General features: G+C 47.8%; 18 protein-coding genes. 9 read left to right on the top strand and 9 right to left on the bottom strand.

All coding sequences use genetic code 11. The features are described from left to right. The 5 genes from DEM91_RS09650 to DEM91_RS09630 all read right to left on the bottom strand — a co-directional run. Positions 1 to 476: ABC transporter transmembrane domain-containing protein (locus DEM91_RS09650; protein ID WP_249858791.1), on the bottom strand; the 476-nt coding region annotated here is incomplete at its 3' end. A 27-nt stretch (positions 477 to 503) separates the two neighbouring features. Continuing rightward, positions 504 to 1,118 (bottom strand): TetR/AcrR family transcriptional regulator, encoded by a 615-nt coding sequence (locus DEM91_RS09645; RefSeq protein ID WP_249858790.1) that lies wholly within the window; start codon positions 1,116 to 1,118, stop codon positions 504 to 506. A 254-nt stretch (positions 1,119 to 1,372) separates the two neighbouring features. After that, positions 1,373 to 1,579: a hypothetical protein gene (locus DEM91_RS09640; RefSeq protein ID WP_249858789.1), complete on the bottom strand. Its 207-nt coding sequence runs from the start codon at positions 1,577 to 1,579 to the stop codon at positions 1,373 to 1,375. Between the two features lie 2 nt (positions 1,580 to 1,581). Next, a complete protein-coding gene (gene nrdG / locus DEM91_RS09635) occupies positions 1,582 to 2,082 on the bottom strand; it encodes an anaerobic ribonucleoside-triphosphate reductase activating protein (RefSeq protein ID WP_249858788.1) in 501 nt (166 codons plus the stop codon). Beyond that, positions 2,083 to 4,290: an anaerobic ribonucleoside triphosphate reductase gene (locus DEM91_RS09630; protein ID WP_249858787.1), complete on the bottom strand. Its 2,208-nt coding sequence runs from the start codon at positions 4,288 to 4,290 to the stop codon at positions 2,083 to 2,085. Positions 4,291 to 5,274: 984 nt separating this feature from the next. On the opposite strand from DEM91_RS09630, the gene DEM91_RS09625 reads away from it, so the two are divergent. Together DEM91_RS09625 and DEM91_RS09620 are read left to right on the top strand one after the other, a co-directional pair. Further along, the gene (locus tag DEM91_RS09625; protein ID WP_249858786.1) at positions 5,275 to 5,667 is read left to right on the top strand and encodes a hypothetical protein; all 393 of its coding nucleotides are present in this window, start codon (positions 5,275 to 5,277) and stop codon (positions 5,665 to 5,667) included. Between the two features lie 169 nt (positions 5,668 to 5,836). Continuing rightward, positions 5,837 to 6,838 (top strand): hypothetical protein, encoded by a 1,002-nt coding sequence (locus tag DEM91_RS09620; RefSeq protein WP_249858785.1) that lies wholly within the window; start codon positions 5,837 to 5,839, stop codon positions 6,836 to 6,838. A 12-nt stretch (positions 6,839 to 6,850) separates the two neighbouring features. On the opposite strand, the gene DEM91_RS09615 is transcribed toward DEM91_RS09620, so the two are convergent. Both DEM91_RS09615 and DEM91_RS09610 read right to left on the bottom strand, forming a co-directional pair. Beyond that, on the bottom strand, positions 6,851 to 7,285 hold the full coding sequence (locus tag DEM91_RS09615) for a D-Ala-D-Ala carboxypeptidase family metallohydrolase (protein ID WP_249858784.1): 435 nt from the start codon (positions 7,283 to 7,285) through the stop codon (positions 6,851 to 6,853). Positions 7,286 to 7,577: 292 nt separating this feature from the next. Continuing rightward, on the bottom strand, positions 7,578 to 9,227 hold the full coding sequence (locus DEM91_RS09610) for a sulfatase (protein WP_275975263.1): 1,650 nt from the start codon (positions 9,225 to 9,227) through the stop codon (positions 7,578 to 7,580). A 189-nt stretch (positions 9,228 to 9,416) separates the two neighbouring features. Between DEM91_RS09610 and DEM91_RS09605 the strand changes: the two genes are divergently transcribed. Next, entirely contained in the window at positions 9,417 to 10,700 is a 1,284-nt protein-coding gene (locus DEM91_RS09605) for an O-acetylhomoserine aminocarboxypropyltransferase/cysteine synthase family protein (protein ID WP_249858783.1), read from the top strand. 113 nt (positions 10,701 to 10,813) lie between these two features. Here DEM91_RS09605 and DEM91_RS09600 read toward each other — a convergent pair whose 3' ends face one another. Beyond that, complete coding sequence (locus DEM91_RS09600; protein WP_249858782.1) at positions 10,814 to 11,428, bottom strand: DUF4840 domain-containing protein; 615 nt, start codon at positions 11,426 to 11,428, stop codon at positions 10,814 to 10,816. 778 nt (positions 11,429 to 12,206) lie between these two features. On the opposite strand from DEM91_RS09600, the gene DEM91_RS09595 reads away from it, so the two are divergent. The 5 genes from DEM91_RS09595 (at position 12,207) to tsaA (ending at position 15,121) form a co-directional block, all read left to right on the top strand. Beyond that, positions 12,207 to 12,512, top strand: coding sequence for a hypothetical protein (locus DEM91_RS09595; protein WP_195253308.1), 306 nt, complete (start codon positions 12,207 to 12,209; stop codon positions 12,510 to 12,512). Positions 12,513 to 12,598: 86 nt separating this feature from the next. After that, on the top strand, positions 12,599 to 13,192 hold the full coding sequence (locus DEM91_RS09590) for a hypothetical protein (protein ID WP_249858781.1): 594 nt from the start codon (positions 12,599 to 12,601) through the stop codon (positions 13,190 to 13,192). 129 nt (positions 13,193 to 13,321) lie between these two features. Beyond that, on the top strand, positions 13,322 to 13,786 hold the full coding sequence (locus DEM91_RS09585; RefSeq protein WP_102187860.1) for an HU family DNA-binding protein: 465 nt from the start codon (positions 13,322 to 13,324) through the stop codon (positions 13,784 to 13,786). A 25-nt stretch (positions 13,787 to 13,811) separates the two neighbouring features. Continuing rightward, complete coding sequence (locus DEM91_RS09580; RefSeq protein ID WP_154653941.1) at positions 13,812 to 13,919, top strand: smalltalk protein; 108 nt, start codon at positions 13,812 to 13,814, stop codon at positions 13,917 to 13,919. 512 nt (positions 13,920 to 14,431) lie between these two features. After that, positions 14,432 to 15,121, top strand: a complete 690-nt coding sequence (tsaA, locus tag DEM91_RS09575) for a tRNA (N6-threonylcarbamoyladenosine(37)-N6)-methyltransferase TrmO (RefSeq protein WP_249858780.1) — start codon at positions 14,432 to 14,434, stop codon at positions 15,119 to 15,121. Positions 15,122 to 15,170: 49 nt separating this feature from the next. Here the strand turns inward: tsaA and DEM91_RS09570 are convergent, their stop codons facing one another. After that, complete coding sequence (locus tag DEM91_RS09570) at positions 15,171 to 16,097, bottom strand: TIGR01212 family radical SAM protein (protein ID WP_249858779.1); 927 nt, start codon at positions 16,095 to 16,097, stop codon at positions 15,171 to 15,173. A gap of 65 nt (positions 16,098 to 16,162) precedes the next feature. On the opposite strand from DEM91_RS09570, the gene DEM91_RS09565 reads away from it, so the two are divergent. Further along, positions 16,163 to 18,367: a S9 family peptidase gene (locus DEM91_RS09565; RefSeq protein ID WP_249858778.1), complete on the top strand. Its 2,205-nt coding sequence runs from the start codon at positions 16,163 to 16,165 to the stop codon at positions 18,365 to 18,367. Positions 18,368 to 18,665: the final 298 nt, after the last annotated feature.

Here is an 18,665-nt window from a genome sequence, read left to right as displayed (position 1 = left end):
TCCACAGCGAATAACAGTACGATAACACCTATCGGAGCAACGACACAGCTCGCCACATCGGGTAGCAGGTGTGCCACGAAAGTATGTGTCTGTCCCGAATCCTCATCTATGATTTTGCGCATACGTCCCGTGTTTTGTTCATCGAGATAGCCCAATGGCGCACGCATCAGTCGTTGCATCGCCTTGCGTCTCATGTTGGTTTCGATACGGAATGCTGCGAGGTGAGAAAGCATCAGTGCCAAAAAGTAAAGCAACACGTTTGCCACCGATATGACAAAAGCCCACAGGGCATAGTCTATAAGAGGGGTGTTTGAGAGGTTGCCCTTGGCGATTAGTAGTGTGCGCACCACGAGCCACAAAAGTATGAATGGGACAAGCGACAGCAGTCCGTTGACTGCCGACAGTGCTACGGAGCATGGCAGCAAGTATTTGCGCCCTCCCATGTAAGCTCCTAAACGTTTGAGAGTCTTCATCATATATTATCGTCTTTTAATAATTAGTCTTTATGGTTTCATTAATGCTTTCCAACCTGCCATGCTAAAGTCCATGTACTGCTCCATGGCAACTTTGATATCCTCGTCGCTGTAATCTTCGTGTTCTACAATCTCGCAGAAAACGGTTATCCATGTAGAGCAAGTGATGTGAACCAAGTATGGCGAAATGTTGGCGTTGAGATGTGGATAGCGTTCTTTCATCAGTCGCAGGTATTCCATGCCCACCTTCATCTGTCTGTCCACCATCTTGTCTTTATATCCTTGTAGCGACGTACCCTCTGAGTTGAATAGGAGTAGTCGAAGCTCTGGACGGAAGTCTTTGATAATGGCAAGCATGGCAAAGATGTAATCTATTTGGTGTTGCCGCATGTTGAACACGTCTATCGACAGGAACTTTTCGTCATTGTGCGACAGGATGTGTTTGTTCAATGCCTTGGTGAGAGGACGCAGCACCTCGCAAAACAGTTCATCCTTGCTCTTGAAGTAATTGTAGAGGTTTCCTACAGCGACACCTGACTTGCGAGCCACTGTGCGGATGGAGGTGCAGCGTACGCCATGTGCGATAAATTCTGCACGGGCGGTAGCGATGATGCGCTGCCGAATGTCATCTTTCAGAGTTTGCATAATGAGGGTAAAGGGTTAATAGTGAACGTTGTTCAATTTTGTTCATAAAAAAAACGCACTGTTCTTTTCTTGAACAGTGCGCTTCGATAGTGGAGGGGTGTATATCCATATATGCTATATGGTACTTTCGTTTTATCATACTCTTGTATTTTCTTTGCTGCAAAGGTACGAGGTGTGAGGAAGTTTTGCAATACCTAAAAGTAAGTATTTTGCGGTAATCGGCTGGGATATGTTAGAAAGGTCAATCTGCAGTATCAGATTTTCTTCACCGTTCCTGCATTTATCTTGTCACTTTCTTTCCACCTATTATATATATACCCTTTGGCAAATGCTGGAGAGCTTTCCAGCCTGTGCCCACCTTCACACCACGAAGGTTGTATATGGGCAGATGGTCTTGTTGAGCATTCTTTTCGATTGCGTCGATGCCGCTTGGCGTACGAGCCCGCCGTCTTTGTTATCATGTCTACATGTCATCTTCTTGTTCCCACAGCACCACCTTGCCTTGCTGAAGCGATAGTGGCACGTTGATGAGGCGTTGGTTGCTGCTGCCACGGAAGAGCAGGTCAGGATCTTTGAGCTTTTCCACAAACGGACCGTCTACCAACACGTCTACCTGTTCGAGCAGTTGCCGTTGTTGCGGATTCTTGATGAGCGCTTCAAAGGTAAAGCCCGTGTAGCACCATATTGTTTTGTTGGTGCGTGTCTTTATCTCGTGTGCTAATTCTGCAAATCCTTCGGCTTGAAACATGGGGTCACCTCCCGAGAAGGTGACGTTGGCAAAGGGGTCGGCTTCTATCACACGCATGATGTCCTCCACTTGCATCCACTGTCCGTTGTGGATGTCCCATGTCTGTGGGTTGTGACAACCCGGACAGGCGTTAGGGCATCCTGCACAGTAGACGGTGGTGCGAAAGCCCGGTCCGTCTACCGTAGTGTCTTCGAGAATGGATAGGATGGATAGCATCTACTCGTGCGTCACTCTGTCGTTAAGCTCTGCTAACTTGCCAGCGTTCCAGCGGTCGGTAGTGCCTACGAGGTAGCCTGTGATGCGTTGCAGACGGTCGATGTGATGACTGCCGCATTTAGGACAGGTGTCGAGGTGTGCGTCAGCGTTCTCGTATCCGCAGTCCATGCAGCGGTTGCGGTTGTGGTTCACGCTGCCGTAGCCCATGTTGTAACGATCCATCATGTCTACCACGTTCATGATGACTTGTGGGTTGTGCGTGGCGTCTCCGTCTATCTCTACGTAGAAGATGTGACCACCACGTGTCAGGTCGTGGTAGGGAGCTTCTACCTCAGCCTTGTGGCGTGCGCTGCACTTGTAGTACACGGGCACATGGTTAGAGTTGGTGTAATAGTCACGGTCGGTGATGCCTGGCAGTGTGCCAAACTCCTTGCGGTCCTTCTTGGTGAACTTTCCAGCCAGTCCTTCGGCAGGTGTGGCGAGGATGCTGTAGTTGTGTTGGTACTGCTCGCAGAAGTCTTTGGAGCGGTCGCGCATGTAGGTCACGATTTTGATGCCCAACGCTTGTGCCTCTTCCGACTCTCCATGGTGCTTTCCTACAAGTGCCACGAGACATTCTGCCAATCCGATGAACCCAATGCCCAAGGTGCCTTGGTTGATGACGCTCTCTATGGTGTCGTTTGGTTCCAGCTGTTCGCAGCCGCCCCACAGCTTAGACATCAGCAAGGGGAACTGCTTGGCGAAGGCTGTCTTTTGGAATTGGAAGCGGTCGTCGAGCTGCTTGGCGGTGATTTCCAGCATGTCATCGAGTTTGGCGAAGAACTTGGCGATGCGTTGCTCTTTGTCTTTGATGTCCATGCACTCAATGGCGAGTCGCACGATGTTGATGGTGGAGAACGACAGGTTGCCCCTGCCCACACTCGTTTTCATGCCGTATCTGTTTTCAAACACACGGGTACGGCATCCCATGGTTGCCATTTCGTAGATATATCGCTTGGGGTCGTCGGCACGCCACAGCTCGTGTTGGTTGAAGGTGGCATCAAGGTTCAGGAAGTTGGGGAAGAATCTCCGTGCCGTCACCTTGCACGCCAGACAGTACAGGTCGTAGTTGCGGTCATTGGGCAGATAGCTCACGCCCCGTTTCTTCTTCCATATCTGTATGGGGAAGATGGCAGTCTCGCCGTTGCCCACGCCTTGGTAGGTGCTGTTGAGTAGTTCGCGTATCACGCAACGCCCTTCGGCAGAGGTGTCCGTACCGTAGTTGATGGACGAGAACACTACTTGGTTTCCTCCACGCGAGTGGATGGTGTTCATGTTGTGGATGAAAGCTTCCATCGACTGGTGAACGCGCGCCACGGTGCGGTTGATGGCATGTTGCTTGATGCGTGCATCGCCTTTCAGTCCGTTGAGTGGGCGGTCGATGTAGTCGTCTATCTCAGCTTGGTACAGGTGTTCGAAGTTGTCACCATAGAGATTTTCCAGATTTTTCACCTCTTCTATATACGAGGAGCGCACGAAGGGTGCAAGATAGAAGTCGAAAGCAGGGATGGCTTGTCCACCGTGCATCTCGTTTTGTGCGCACTCCAAGGAGATGCACGCCAGCACGGCGGCTGTCTCGATGCGCTTGGCTGGTCTGGAAGAACCGTGCCCAGCGGTGAACCCATGTTGCAGGATGTTATCTAATGGGTGTTGGCAGCAGGTGAGCGACTTGGTGGGGTAGTAGTCTTTGTCGTGTACGTGCAGCAGATTGTGTGCCACCGCCTCACGACTTTGCTCTGACAGTAGATAGTCGTCTACGAAGGGTTTGGTGGTTTCCGAGGCGAACTTCATCATCATGCCTGCTGGCGTGTCAGCGTTCATGTTGGCGTTCTCGCGTGTCACGTCGTTGTTCTTGATGTTCACAATGTCTAAGAACACGTCGCGTGTCTTTGCCTTGCGTGCAATGCTGCGCTGGTTGCGATAGGCGATGTACTTCTGTGCCACGTCTTTGCGGGCACTCTTCATGAGTTCCATTTCTACAGCGTCTTGGATGTCCTCTACCGACATTTGCGGTTTTCCGTGCACTGAGATGTGGTCGGTGATTTGCTGTATGAGTCGTTCGTCTTCACCTTTTTCGGTGTGTAGCATGGCTTTTCGGATGGCAGCCATGATTTTTTGGTCGTTGAAGCCTACTATGCGTCCGTCGCGCTTCACTATGGTTTGAATCATTTTTGAGTTTTTTAGTTGACGAGTTGACGAGTTGACGAGTTTTTTAGTTGACGAGTTGACGAGTTGACGAGTTGACAAGGTTTTCTCTAAGATTTTTAGGGTTTCTAGGGTTTCTATGTTTTCCTATGTTTCCTAGGGATTCCTAGTTTTTCCTAGTATTCCTAGTTTTTCCTAATATTTCTACTTTCTAATTTTCAAGAAAGCTCTTTTTTGAAAAATCTTGTGCTTGCTTGCTATCTCACTGATTTCTTTGCAAAGATAATAATTATTTCATTGAAAAATCATTTTGGAAAACTTTTTGCGAGTTAATAAAAGTTAATCATCAAATAATCAATGAGTTACAAAAAGTTTTGGAAAACTTTTGTTTTATTTTCGTTATCTTTGTTTCTTCTTTTGTCTATCTTTGATAAGATATTTGTGCGTCTTGTTATCCAATAATGACAACAAAAGCGTGCCACCACTTGTCCCTCCGATGCCAAAAACAAGGGTGGTATCGGCAGTTCACAAGCAGTGGCACGCTTATATATTGGTTCCAAGGCTTCGTCTATCATATTGCTTTCTTTACGAGCTGCCTCCTTAGTATCTTAAATAAGGTGGTGGGGGAGCAGTTTTCTGTTGATATGGAGACAAATTTAACGGTTTTTCTGAAATAAACAAAGTCCATGCGCGCAAAAAAATGAAAAATATGTTTGCATCAATTTTTGAGATTATCAAACAAAAGTGAATTTCTTCACACTCTTTCACTATACCTTGGAAATATCAGTTCAAAAATAAAATAGTGTGCGATTGATAACCTCTTGAAATAGGGCGAATTGTATTATTTTCTTCAAAGTTCTGCATGAAGTTTGTTGGCTAAGAAGCTGATGAGGGTAGACTTTGAATATTATTTAAGGTTTAACCCACTTAATCTCTGTAAATGGAACAGATGTTGCCTTTTTGCTTTGTATCTTTGCGTTAGTTTAATTCGAAAAAAATAATAAGACCATGGAAATTACACAGAAAGAGGCAAAGGATGCCATGAAAAACACGTTTTGTAGGTTGATGCTGTTACCCGCAGCTGGCGAGGTGCGATGGTTGGGTACTGTGTCAGATTTGGTAGAGCTAGTACACATGATGTGGTACGACGGCTTAACGATCGATGAACACGGACAGGTGCTCAACTTCTCCACCTCGGTCAACCGACTTTGTGAGCGTTTGGGACTGCGTGCACCGCGCAAGCCCAACACAGTGATGAACAACATCAGAAACCGCAAGAACTACGACCGCATGCTCCTTGTGCGTTGCCAGCACCTCATGGAGCAGGGCGAAGAACCGTTGGCAAGATTTATCAAGGAAGAAAAAAATAAGTCTCTCCCCCGACCCCTCCCCAAAAAGTGAAGAGAAATAAGCCTCTCCCCCGTCCCCTCCCCAAAAGGGAGGGGAGTGATTAGCTGAACTATTAACTCGTGAACTTGTCAACTCGTGAACTCGTGAACTTGTCAACTCGTCAACTCGTTTACTTGTTAACTCGTCAACTTGTCAACTAAAAAACTAAAAAACTTACCCCATGAAAGCATATATCAAATTAGAATTACAGTTTTTTGAAAACCCTAAGTTTATCACACTTCGCGAAAAAGAGGGCTGTGCTGGCGAGGGCTGCGTGCTCGAGCTGATACGCTATCTGCGCGTTTGTCCCGAAGGTATGGGATGCCAAGCGGCATTGAGAAATATTGCGCGAACCTGTAAGAAGTCGAAAAACTATTTGCTGCATATCATCAACGACTATGAAGTTTTTACCACCGTGGACAACGAATATTTTTATTGTCCTTATCTGGAAAAAACACTACAAAATATCAAGAATAATAACAAGTCAACAGTGGAGAATGGTGACACTTCCAACGAACAACCGTTGGAGAACCGTGAGAGAACCGTTCAATTTACCCCCTCGCAAGTGGTTGATAATCAGCACCCCTCCCTATATATCAATAATATCAATAATATCAATGATATCAATAATATCAAAAATATCAATCATCCGACGACGATGCGCACAAGAGACGACGCCGACGACGAGAAGAATAAAAATCATATCGCTCAGCCCACGCCACAACAAACCGCTGCCCCCATGCCTCCCTCCGCATCGAATGATGCGCCACGTCCTGTTGCACCACCGTCTGCAGCCGATTGTCAACATGAGTTAAGGCGACTAAATGCATGTAATAAGCCCGTTAAAGCAATGACTTTGAACGCTTATCCACATGCTTCAACCTCCCACGAAGTAGCCGAAAAGAAGGCGAAGTTGCAAAAATGCGAGCAAGATATTTTGAACCATTTGTATGGAGATGCCGCTTTCATGATGAGCTTGCAGAGTCTCACGGGACTTTGTGTGTATCGCAGTGCCAAGACCCGATATTACTGTTTGCAGTGGTTTCGCATGATTCGGCATTCGCAGGGGAAACCCATTGTGGATGAGGAGGATGCAAAAAGGCACCTTCTGGCATTGCTCCAGAAGGGCCGAAAGACGCGCAACGATTTTCATCGCTGGCACAACGATCAGTTGCAGCCTTAGCTGCGAGTGGTGTTAAGCACGCAGATGTCGTAGTGCCATGTGCCGATTTTGCGCCTTGTTGGGCTTGCAACTCACGTGGAGCCAGATGACACCAAACTTGCTGTGTTCGAAGAGCAATTGGTCGAAGTCGCAGTGTGTCAGGATGAAATCGAAGTAAGCCTGCCCCTGTTGCTCATTCTTCAGACGGATGTCGGCAGCCTGTCCATACATATGCTGCGAGTTGCCCACACCGTGGAGCAGCTGGTTGAGGAGCGGACAGCGATAGCCACTGTTGATGAAGATGGGCCCAAACTCCTTGCGCAAGGGTTCTAAGACCTCTTGGCAAAGGATGCGCAGGTTTCGCATCGTGGCGCCGTAAGGCATGTTGTTGATGTGATACTTGTCGGCGGTTGCCGAGCTTACGAGTTCGTGGAGCGAGAAATGCTCGCTCAGTTGTTGTGTTTTCATGGTTTCTTTGAGTTTTTAATATCAACTCAAAGGTAGTGTTTTCCCGATAGCTGAGAGAACGAAATCAATAGGCTTCGCAGATGAAAATGAAGGGTAGGGCAACACAAGGAAAAACCGTAAAAACACAGCTGCAAAATTAAGCCGCATCAATGTCATCAAAGCTGCATCAATGCCATTAGCCAGCAACAATGCCATTAGGCTGCCTCAATGCCATAAAGCTGCATCAGAAAAAAAAAAGCCTCATCAGCTACGTAGAGCGGATGAGACTTATGGTGTACTATCTTCGGCTTGCTTAATATTCGTCTATTTTCAGCTTTTTGCGATAGTTGTCGAGTTTTCGTTGCAGTTGCTTCTTCACCTTGGCATAGCGTGGGTCGTCAATGAGGTTGTGATGCTCCAGTGGGTCGGTTTGCAGGTCGTACAGTTCATCGTAATTGATGTCGGGGTCGTTGCCGATGTATCCACTGTGCAGCATGCCCATGTATCCGTTGTATTCGCGTGTGCCCGGTATGCGCTGGTATTTGTTTTCTGCCACTGCCCGCTCGCTTCCTTTTCCGTAGAAGTGCACCAATTTGTAGCGTTCGGTGCGCACACCGTCGTGCTTGCGCACCATGTGCCATGCGGGGTAGTCGTAATAATGGTAGTACAGGTCGTGCCGCCAACGAGTGGAGTCGGCTCTGAAGAGCGGTTTGAGCGAGCGTCCCGGCATTTCCTTCGGTTTCTTCACGCCAGCATAATCGAGGAAGGTGGGAGCGTAGTCAATGTTCTGCACGAGTTGATGCGACACGCTACCGGGTTTTATCTCCTTGGGATAGCGCACAACGAGGGGTGTTCGGAAACTTTCTTCGTACATGAAGCGTTTGTCGAACCAGCCGTGTTCGCCCATGTAGAAGCCTTGGTCGGAGGTGTACACCACGATGGTGTTGTCGAGCAGTCCGTTCTTGTCAAGATAGTTGAGCAGCTCGCCCACACTTTCGTCTACAGAGTGTATCACCGCCATGTAGTCGCGCAGGTAGGTTTGGTATTTCCATTGTCTGAGGGCTTCGCCTTGCAGATTGGCGGCAGCAAAGTCTCGGCTTCGCTGTGTGTAGTATTGTTGTATGGCAGGCTTCTGTTCCTCGTTCAGTCGGTACCATTCTCCGAACACTCTGCTACCATCGGGGTTGTCCAAGTGCTTGGTGTCTACCTTGAGGTCTGACTGTAGAGTCATGTCTCGCCCAATGTCCATGCGCTGTGTTCGGGTGGCACTACCTCGGGTACTGAAGTCGTCGTTCCATGAGTGTGGCAAAGGGAAGGTGACGTTGTCGTACATTCCCATGTTTTGTATGGCAGGCATCCAGTTGCGGTGGGGCGCTTTGTGATGCACCATGAGACAGAAGGGTTTTTGCTTGTCTCGGCTGTCGAGCCATTCTATGGCGTGCTTAGTAATGAGTTCTGTGGTATATCCCTGCTCGCGAACATATTTATTATGGGTGCGATTGCTACGGAAATCGGGGTTGAAGTAGGGACCTTGATCATCGAGTATTTGGTAATAGTCAAAGCCTTTCGGGTTGCATATCATGTGCCATTTTCCAACTACTGCGGTCTGATAACCAACTTGTTGCAGCAGTTCGCTAAAGAATGTCTTTGTGGTGTCTATGCCTTCTGCCAATTGTCGCTGTCCGTTTTGGTGGCTATAGAGTCCGGTGATGAGGCAGGCTCTGGACGGGGTAGAGATGGAGTTTTCTACAAATGCCCTGTCAAAGCGCATACCTTCACGAGCAATGCGGTCGATGTTGGGCGTTGGCGTTTGGCGGAACACCTTGCTACCGTAGGCGCTGATGCATTGGTAGGCGTGGTCATCGCTCATGATGTAGAGGATGTTGGGGCGTTGATGATTTTGTGCGGTGGCTTGCAGTGCTAAGAGGAGCAGCGAGCCGGGGAGAGAGTAGTGGGTGGGCATTAGTTTACGAGTTTACGAGTTTACAAGTTGACGAGGTTTTTCTAGATTTTCTAGTTTTCCTAGTTTTTCTAGATCTCTTGATTTCTAATTTAATCCAGCTGCAAATATACTAAAAACACGTTAAAGATGAGCTATTTTTTTTCAAAAACATATACCTTTGCACAACGTATATTTTTTAGATAAATAGTTATGGAGAAAAATTTGAAACGGTCAACCCTCTGTATTCGTGGGGGTTGGGAACCAAAAAATGGCGAGCCAGTGGAGCCGCCTATCGTACAGAGTACCACCTTTAAATATGATAATAGCGAGGAGATGGCGCAGTTGTTTGACTTGAAAAAGGAGGGCTATTTCTACAGCAGGTTACAAAATCCCACCAACGATGTGGTGGCAAAGAAGATTGCACAGTTGGAAGGGGGCGTAGGATGCTTGCTCACTTCGAGCGGACAGGCTGCCAACTTCTTTGCTGTCTTCAATATCTGTGAGGCAGGGAGTCATATTGTGGCATCTACCGAGATTTATGGTGGCACGTACAACTTGTTTGGTGTGACGATGAAGAAGATGGGCATCGACTGCACCTTCGTCAATCCTGAGGCATCGGACGAGGAGATACAGCAAGCCTTCCGTCCCAATACGCGTGTGATGTTTGGCGAAACGATTTCTAACCCAGGCTGTCATGTCTTGGATATAGAGAAGTTTGCCCGCATTGCCCACCGCAATGGGGTGCCACTGATTGTGGACAATACTTTCGCTACCCCTGTAAACTGTCGTCCTTTTGAGTGGGGTTGTGACATCGTGACGCACTCTACCACTAAATATTTAGACGGTCATGCTGCCACTGTTGGCGGTGCTGTGGTAGACAGCGGACAGTTCGACTGGATGGCGCATGCGGAGAAGTATCCCGGACTTTGCACCCCCGATGCGTCGTATCATGGACTGACGTACACAAAGGCGTTTGGCAAGATGGGGTATCTCACAAAATTGGTGGCACAGCTGATGCGCGACCTTGGGTCGATACCATCGCCACACAACTCGTATTTGCTCAATTTGGGATTGGAGTCGTTGCACCTACGCATGGCACAGCACTGTCGTAATGCGCAGCAGATTGCCGAATACTTGGAGCAGCAGGAGCAGGTGGCATGGATTCATTATTGCGGACTGAAGAACGATGCACATTATTCATTAGGACAGAAATATCTGCCCAATGGCTCGTGTGGAGTGATTGCCTTCGGCTTGAAGGGCGATCGAGACACCGCTATTCGCTTCATGGATTCGCTTCGCCTTATCAATATCGCTACCCATGTTGCCGATAGTAGGACGTGCGTGCTGCATCCAGCCAGTCATACGCACCGACAACTCACCGACGAGCAGTTGCGTGCCTCGGGCATCGACCCCACACTGATTCGATTGTCGGTGGGCATCGAGGATGTGACCGATTTGTTGGCAGACATCCAGCAAGCGTTGGCGAAATGCTAAAATAACGTAGGAAATAGAAAAACCCAGCTAACCCCTTGTTTCTTTTAGGGTTAGCTGGGTTCTTTCGTTCTTGTTACATGGAGCTGTAAGCATGGCTCCGTGTCCGTTTGGTGCTACTTCTTTTGTTCTACCAACTGGAGATATAGTCCATGAGGGAACTCGGTTTTCAGTTGTCCGTCCACTCTTACCGCACCACCAACGAGTTGTGCCAAGAAGCGTTTTTTGCCCACATTATATACACCAGCCGCTCCACGCACGTTGAAGTAGAATAACACCTCAATCTTGCTTTGTTTGCCCTTTTCCTCTACCTTATATTCGAGTATTTTGGGTTGCATCACAAACGCAACAGGCATGAGACTGTAGAATCCGATGTTGCACTCCAAGTCTTGTGGTTTTGCTTTCATCAGCAAGTTTTTCACATCATTGTCCTGCACGCTTGGCACGAAAGCCTTGGCAGGCACTTGTTTGATGAGCAGGGTAGAGTCGCTCGTTACGTCCCATGAGATGTCGAGCGAGTCGGTTTTAGTGCTTGCTGTCAATGGATAACTCAAAGGAAACACCAACTTACCCGTGTGTGCGCCTGCCACAGTGCGATATGCCTGTTGCACCTCTTCTTTGGTAATCCTTTTCGTGTTGTCTTCGTTGTCGTTCAGACAAGCTGTTAAACTGAAAGCAAGACATCCTACAACGAAGAGTGATGCCCATGATGTTTTGAAATACTTTTTCATTTTTTTGATTTTAATGGATTAAATTTGAAATATTCTTTGTCTTATAAACACCAAATACCGATGATTCTTGCATCTCTCCGAAGTTAAAAAATATTAACAACTTAGAGGGAGTGTTATTCGTGATATATCGTTACAGATTGATTATCAACGATATAAACTTTAATTCTTTCATTTCGGGATAATCTATCATAGAGACGGATAATATTTTCTTTCAAAAAGGATTGTGATATATGGAGAATTTAGTTATCTTTGTGAAAATAATCTAATTTGCGAGAAAAGCACCTTGATGAAAAACAGCATCATTTCATAAAGGCAAGCTTTGAGGTATTGTGCATCACTGTGTCTGGTCAATTTCGTAAGGACACTTGTCTTGTCGGTACGCACTCGTTCGCATCTCACAGCAGGTCATCGTGCGGACAGTTTCGCATCTCGTAGCAGGTTATTGTGCGGACAGTTTCGCATCTCGCAGCAGGTCATCGTGTGGACAGTTTCGTAGCTCGTAGCAGGTCATCGTGCGGACAGTTTCGCAGCTAATGACAAACCGACAAATAAGTGCTGTGTTCTACACACCTCTTTTATATTGGGTATGGTTATTCTAACGGTAAGAAGATCGTTCAAGGTAACACCCACTCCCTTCCTCTCTGCTCCATACTCATTGCGTTATGCTGAATAAAGAGAGGGGGGAGATTTTTTTAGTGTGTAGTGTTGAGAGTTGAGAGTTTAGCAAGGACGGGGCGAAGCCCTAACAGGGATATAGTCAGGGCAATGTGCAGCGAATATGGCTACGAGCAAGGACGGGGCGAAGCCCCAACAGGCGTATAGTCAGGGCAACGTGCAGCAAATATGGTTACGAGCAAGGACGGGACGAAGCCCCAATGGGAATACAGCCCAGGGCAACGTGCAGCAGATATGGTTACGAGCAAGGACAGGGCGAAACCCTAACAGGCGTATAGTCAGGGCAACGTGCAGCGAACATGGTTACGAGCAAGGACGGGGCGAAGCCCCAATGGGAATACAGCCCAGGGCAACGTGCAGCAGATATAGTTACGAGCAAAGACGGGGCGAAGCCCCAGAAGGCGTATAGTCAGGGCAACGTGCAGCAAATATGGTTACGAGCAAGGACGGGGCGAAGCCCCAGAAGGCGTATAGTCAGGGCAACGTGCAGCAGATATGGTTACGAGCAAGGACAGGGCGAAACCCCAACAGGCGTATAGTCAGGGCAACGTGCAGCAGATATGGTTACGAGCAAGGACGGGACGAAGCCCCAATGGGCGTATAGTCAGGACAACGTGCAGCGAACATGGTATGAGCAAGGACGGGACGAAGCCCCAAAAGGAATATAGTCAGGGCAACGTGCAGCGAACATGGTTACGAGCAAGGACGGGGCAAAGCCCCAATGGGAATATAGCCCAGGGCAACGTGCAGCAGATATGGTTACGAGCAAGGACGGGGCGAAGCCCCAGAAGGAATACAGCCCAGGGCAACGCCCTGGGTGTGTGTTCATTAACTAACTGGCGCGCTGTAAGCGCAAAAGGAAAGAGAAAAACACTTCACTGGCTCCTTTTGCGCTTACAGCGCGCAAATTACTTTGTTCACTGTTACCCAGGGTGTTACCCTGGGCTGTATACTTATTGGGCTTTCAGCCCGTCTTTGCAGCTGTTCATGTTTGCAGCCACCATTTTACTTGTTTGCTGTGATGTTCCTTTTGCGCGTACCTATATTTATGTCCGTTGTGTGTGTGAACAAGGGCTATGTGATAAGTGATAGCTTTTGCAATATTGAGGCCTATCATGAATCATTGACATGCGGAGACAAATGTTGTATCTTTGCATCGTCAGTCAGAGAGATGACTGATTTACATTTATCATATTAACCCTAAAAACACACAAAATTATGGCAGTAATGTACAAGTTGTATCAGAACAACAGAAAAGATTCTAAGACTAAAGGTAAGTGGTACGCACGCGCCATTCATACCCAAATGACAGAAACGGATGTGCTGGCAGAACGCATTCAGCGCAACTGTACTGTAAAACGCAGTGACGTACTCGCAGTACTTTCTGAACTGGTAGAGGTGATGCAAGACGAATTGCAAGCCAGTCACGTAGTGAAGTTGAATGGATTTGGCTTGTTCAAAATAGGTATGCGCACCAAACCCGCCGATACCGCAGCTAAGTTCAACGTCAGCGAGAACGTGGTGAACTTCCGCGTGAACTTTATCCCCGAGATGAAGGGCGGTGGCAAGGGAATGAAACGCAGTCGCAAGTTCTTGGACAAACTTAGTGTACAAGAAGCACCGAAGAACGCTGTGGACACCACCAAACCAGCAACTCCCGCCACTCCATCGACCAACGGATAAGCGAGTATAGAGAAAGGAAAGAACCATGAAAAACACCAACTGGAAACTCATCATTAAATTGATTATTACGATTGCCACAGCCGTATTAGGCATTCTTAGTCAACAAGATCACGACGTCACAGACGAACGCTGAAGAGCACACGAGTCTGTGAGTCCTTTAGCCAAACAATTGGCTGTTTGGAATGTCTATTTACGGTTTTGTATCAACATTCTTCTCTTGGCAGCAGCGATAGTAGCCATTCTTAGCTGTTCAAGAATCCTCTAAAAGCAAAGAGCCAACTCATAATAGGGTTGGCTCTTTTTGGTTGTTGGGGATTGTATTGTTTCGATTGTTTGCAACATTAGCAAACCGCCTTGTAATAGCAACGGAAAATCACGGAAGAACACGGACATGCTGTCCCACACGGATTTTCACGACACTTCCGTGTCGTTCCGTGTCCTTCCGTTGCTACGATAAAAAATACTTCCGTTTCATAACACCTGCAGTTCAGTGACCTGCATTCTTCTAAAAAGTTTCGGCAGAGTTTCATTTGTTGTTCAACAATATTGCCCTTCAATGAAAGAACCATAACCCCCTTAAAGGAATAGCGAAAAATTTGAATTTTGCACGGATTCATCGTATCTTTGCAAAAACAAGATGACGGTATGAATGATGAATTTGTGTTAAGACCCATTGCCTATTTTCATTCGCCCTTTGCCTCCAAGTTTGGCATTCCCAAACAGAGTGGTGTGGTGCCACAGTTGGCAGGGACGGTGGTTTTCGAGTCAGCCTTTCGTGATGTGCATGCGCTGCGAGGCATTGAGGGATTTGATTATTTGTGGTTGGTGTGGAAGTTTAGTGCCAACCCACACGATGCTACCCATTTGTTGGTGCGTCCTCCGCTGTTGGGCGGCAACGAGAAGGTGGGCGTCTTTGCCAGTCGTTCGCCTTTCAGACCCAATCCCATAGGACTGTCGTCTGTGCGTTTGCAACGTGTGGAGTGGGAGAGCGAGTGCGGTCCTGTGCTTCACGTGTTAGGTGGCGACTTGATGGACGGCACCCCCATTTACGACATCAAACCCTACCTTCCCTTTACCGATAGTCATGCAGATGCACGGAGCGGATTTACAGATTTGTCGAAACTAAAACACTTGGACGTAAGGATGCCTGCGGAATTTTCTTCAGCCTTTACTGCCGAAGAGCGACAAACGCTGTTAGCGATATTGGCATTAGATCCCCGTCCTGCTTATCATGCAGAGGACACGAAGACGTATGGAATGCCATTTGCAGGCAAAGAGGTGAAATTTCGTGTCATCGGAGGAAAGACCATTGAAGTAGTGAGTGTGGAGCGATAGAAGCGAGCAAGCGTAGGCTTGTGTCACCTCATGCGCTATGAGTACTGTTTCAGCAAAAACTTATTTCTTTGTATCTTCGTCCTTGAAAGGTGTGCTGCTCACGCATACGCTTGCAGAGCTTTTCGGTAAACTCATAGTTTTTTAGTCCCCATTGTGGGGCAATGAGAAGTTGTGGTGGCGACTGACTGACAAAGCGTTCGATGACCAAGTTGGGGCGCAGCTGCTCCAAATAGCGTATCATCACGTCCATGTATTCATCGACCGTGTAGACATGAAAAGGCTTTTCCCTATATTCACGAGCCAGTTGGGTGTGCTGAATGATTTGCAACTGGTGAATCTTCAAAATGTCGATGGGCAGTGTCGAGATGAGCGGTGCCTGCGCAATAGTTTCTGAAGCCAATTCACCCGGAAGTCCAACGATGATGTGTGCACCCGTGCGGATGCCCCGTTGGTGCGTGCGCTCAATGGCGTGCTGGCTCGCAGCAAAAGTGTGTCCACGACGGATGTGGCGCAGGGTGTCGTCGTTGGGAGTTTCTACACCATATTCTACCAACAAGAAGGTTCTCCGATTCAGCTCTTCTAAATAATCGAGCAACTCCTCACTCATGCAGTCGGGACGCGTTCCAATAACGATGCCCACCACGTCTTCTACCCTGAGCGCCTCTTCGTACATCGCCTGTAACGATGCAATGGACCCATAGGTGTTGGTGTAGGCTTGAAAATAAGCCAAGTATTTCATGTCGGGATACTTGCGTGCAAAAAATCGCTTGCCTTCTTCTAATTGAGCCGTGATGCGCTGGTGAGGATCGCAGTACGAAGGATTGAAAGTGTGATTATTACAGTAGGTGCAGCCGCCAGTACCAATGCTGCCGTCTCGATTGGGACAGGTAAAGCCTGCATCAATAGAAATCTTTTGCACCCGAAAGGGAAATTGCTCGCGAATCCACGAACCAAAGTCACGATATAGTTGTTCCATCGTTTGCAAAATTACGCAAATATCGTTATCTTTGCAATGCTAATGATAGAAGATTTTTTAAGCCAATGAAAAAGATGATGAGTTGTGCCCTTATATTGTTAATGGCACTTACCACAGCGAAAGCTACAGAGAAGATAACCTTGAAAGATATTGCCGACGGTGCTTTTGCCGCCGAACGGTTGACAGGCATTCGTCCCATTCCGGGTACCGACCAGTATGCCAGTATCAGCAAAGATGGGCAGCGTATTGTACAATATTCGTTCAAGACAGGCAAACAAACGGCTGTGTTGTTTGATGTGAAGCATACCATGGGTTCGACCATCGATTCGTTTGACGGCTACGAACTCTCGCCCGATGGCACGAAGATGCTCATACAGACCGCTACGGAGCGCATTTATCGCCGCTCGTTCAAAGCCAACTATTATATCTATACGGTGGCAAGCACCAAACTCGAGCCGCTCTCTGAGGGTGGCAAGCAGCAAGTGCCTACGTGGTCGGCAGACGGGAAGCAGATTGCCTTTGTGCGTAACAACAACCTCCACCTTATCAAGCTGTTGTACGACAATGCAGAGAGTCAGGTTACCAAGGACGGACGCTTCAACGAAATCATCAATGGCATCCCCGATTGGGTGAACGAAGAGGAGTTTAGCACCAACCGTTCGTTCTGCTTCAATGCCGATGGCACCAAGATTTGTTGGATTAAATATGACGAATCGAAGGTGAAGAGCTATTCGCTACAACTCTTCAAAGGCTCACATCCCACACAAATGCAGTACGATGAATATCCGGGACTGTACACCTATAAATATCCCAAAGCGGGGCAGGACAATGCGCAGGTATCGGTGTGGAGCTTTGATGTGAAGAGTCATCAGACGCGCCAGCTGCAAGTTCCCTTGGACGCTGACGGCTATATGCCACGCATCAAGCCTACCAATGACCCGAATCGCATCCTTGTCTATACGATGAATCGGCATCAAGACGAGCTGAACCTCTTTGCGGTCAATCCATCGAGTACGGTGGCGACATTGCTGATCAAAGAAAAGGTGCCCAACTATGTTAAAGAAGAAGCCATGGAGGGCATTAAGATAGGAGAGAACACCCTCCTGTTACCGAGCGACAGAGACGGATACATGAAGGGCTATCTGTACAATATGAACGGTCAGCTGTTGCGTACCATTGGTAACGGGAAATACGATATCACTGCCTTTTATGGCTATGACGAAAAGACAGGAGATGTGTATTATCAGGCTGCCGCACTGAATCCACACGACCGGCAAATCTTTGTGTCGCATCGCAACGGTAAGGAAGAGCGGCTCACTCTTCAAGAAGGGTGGAACGAAGCTCTGTTCTCGGGTGACTATCAATATTTTATCAACACTTGGAGCGACTACGATCATCCGTATGTTTACACCGTTCGTGACCGAAAAGGGAAGGTACTCTCTACACGCATAGACAACCGAACACTCTTGGCGAAGACGGCGAAATATGGTTGGACTCCCAAAGAAAAATTCTCTTTCACCACCTCAGAAGGCGTTACGCTCGATGGTTGGATGGTGAAGCCTGCCAATTTCAACCCTTCTCATCGTTATCCCGTCATCTTGTTCCAATACAGCGGTCCCGGAAGTCAGCAAGTGGTGAATGCGTGGAAGGCAGGCTCCATGGGACAAGGCGGTGCTTTCGATTATTATTTGGCACAGCAGGGCTTCATCGTGGTATGTGTCGACGGGCGAGGCACGGGCGGTCGTGGTGCTGCTTTTGAAAAGGTGGTGTACCAGCGTTTGGGCGACTTAGAGTCGAAAGACCAAGTGGAGACAGCACTGTGGTTGGGCAAGCAATCCTTTGTAGACAAAGGTAGAATAGGCATCTGGGGTTGGAGCTATGGCGGATTTAACACCCTCATGAGCATGAGCGAGGGGCGTGGCGTGTTCAAGGCAGGCGTGGCAGTGGCACCGCCCACCGACTGGCGTTTCTATGACACCATTTATACCGAGCGGTACATGCGCACGCCAAAAGAGAATCCGGACGGCTATGCGCTCAATCCTATTGGGCGTGCATCGCAGTTGCAAGGTGCATTGTTGATTTGTCACGGTTTAGCAGACGATAACGTGCATCCGCAACACACGTTTGAATATGCCGAGGCTTTGGTGCAGGCGGATAAGGATTTCCGTGAGATTTATTACACCAACCGCAATCACAGCATTTATGGCGGCAACACCCGTCATCACCTGATGCGACAAATAGCACAATTCTTTCAGCATGAACTAAAATAAGCCACGCTTAACATTGAATATTTTTTGTTTTTAATAACGAGAATATTTTTAACAACGAATAAAACAAAAGCAACGAATTTTCATGGTTGGAAATTCAATGAACGCAGGCGTTCAACGAATGCAACAAATTTAGCAGGAAAATTATTTTTAACAACGAAAAAACTTTTGCGAGATTTCACGACACGTCCGTGTCGTTCCGTGTCCTTCCGTTGCTACGATAAAAAATTATTGCTGTCCGGTAAAACTTTATTAAACAAAATAATTTAGGGCTGACACTTCTCACGAGGTGTCAGCCCTT

The organism is Prevotella sp. TCVGH, assembly GCF_023522295.1.
Lineage (GTDB): Bacteria > Bacteroidota > Bacteroidia > Bacteroidales > Bacteroidaceae > Prevotella > Prevotella timonensis.
Note: the sequence above shows the minus strand (reverse complement) of the source record. Positions and strands in the feature narration are given on the sequence as shown.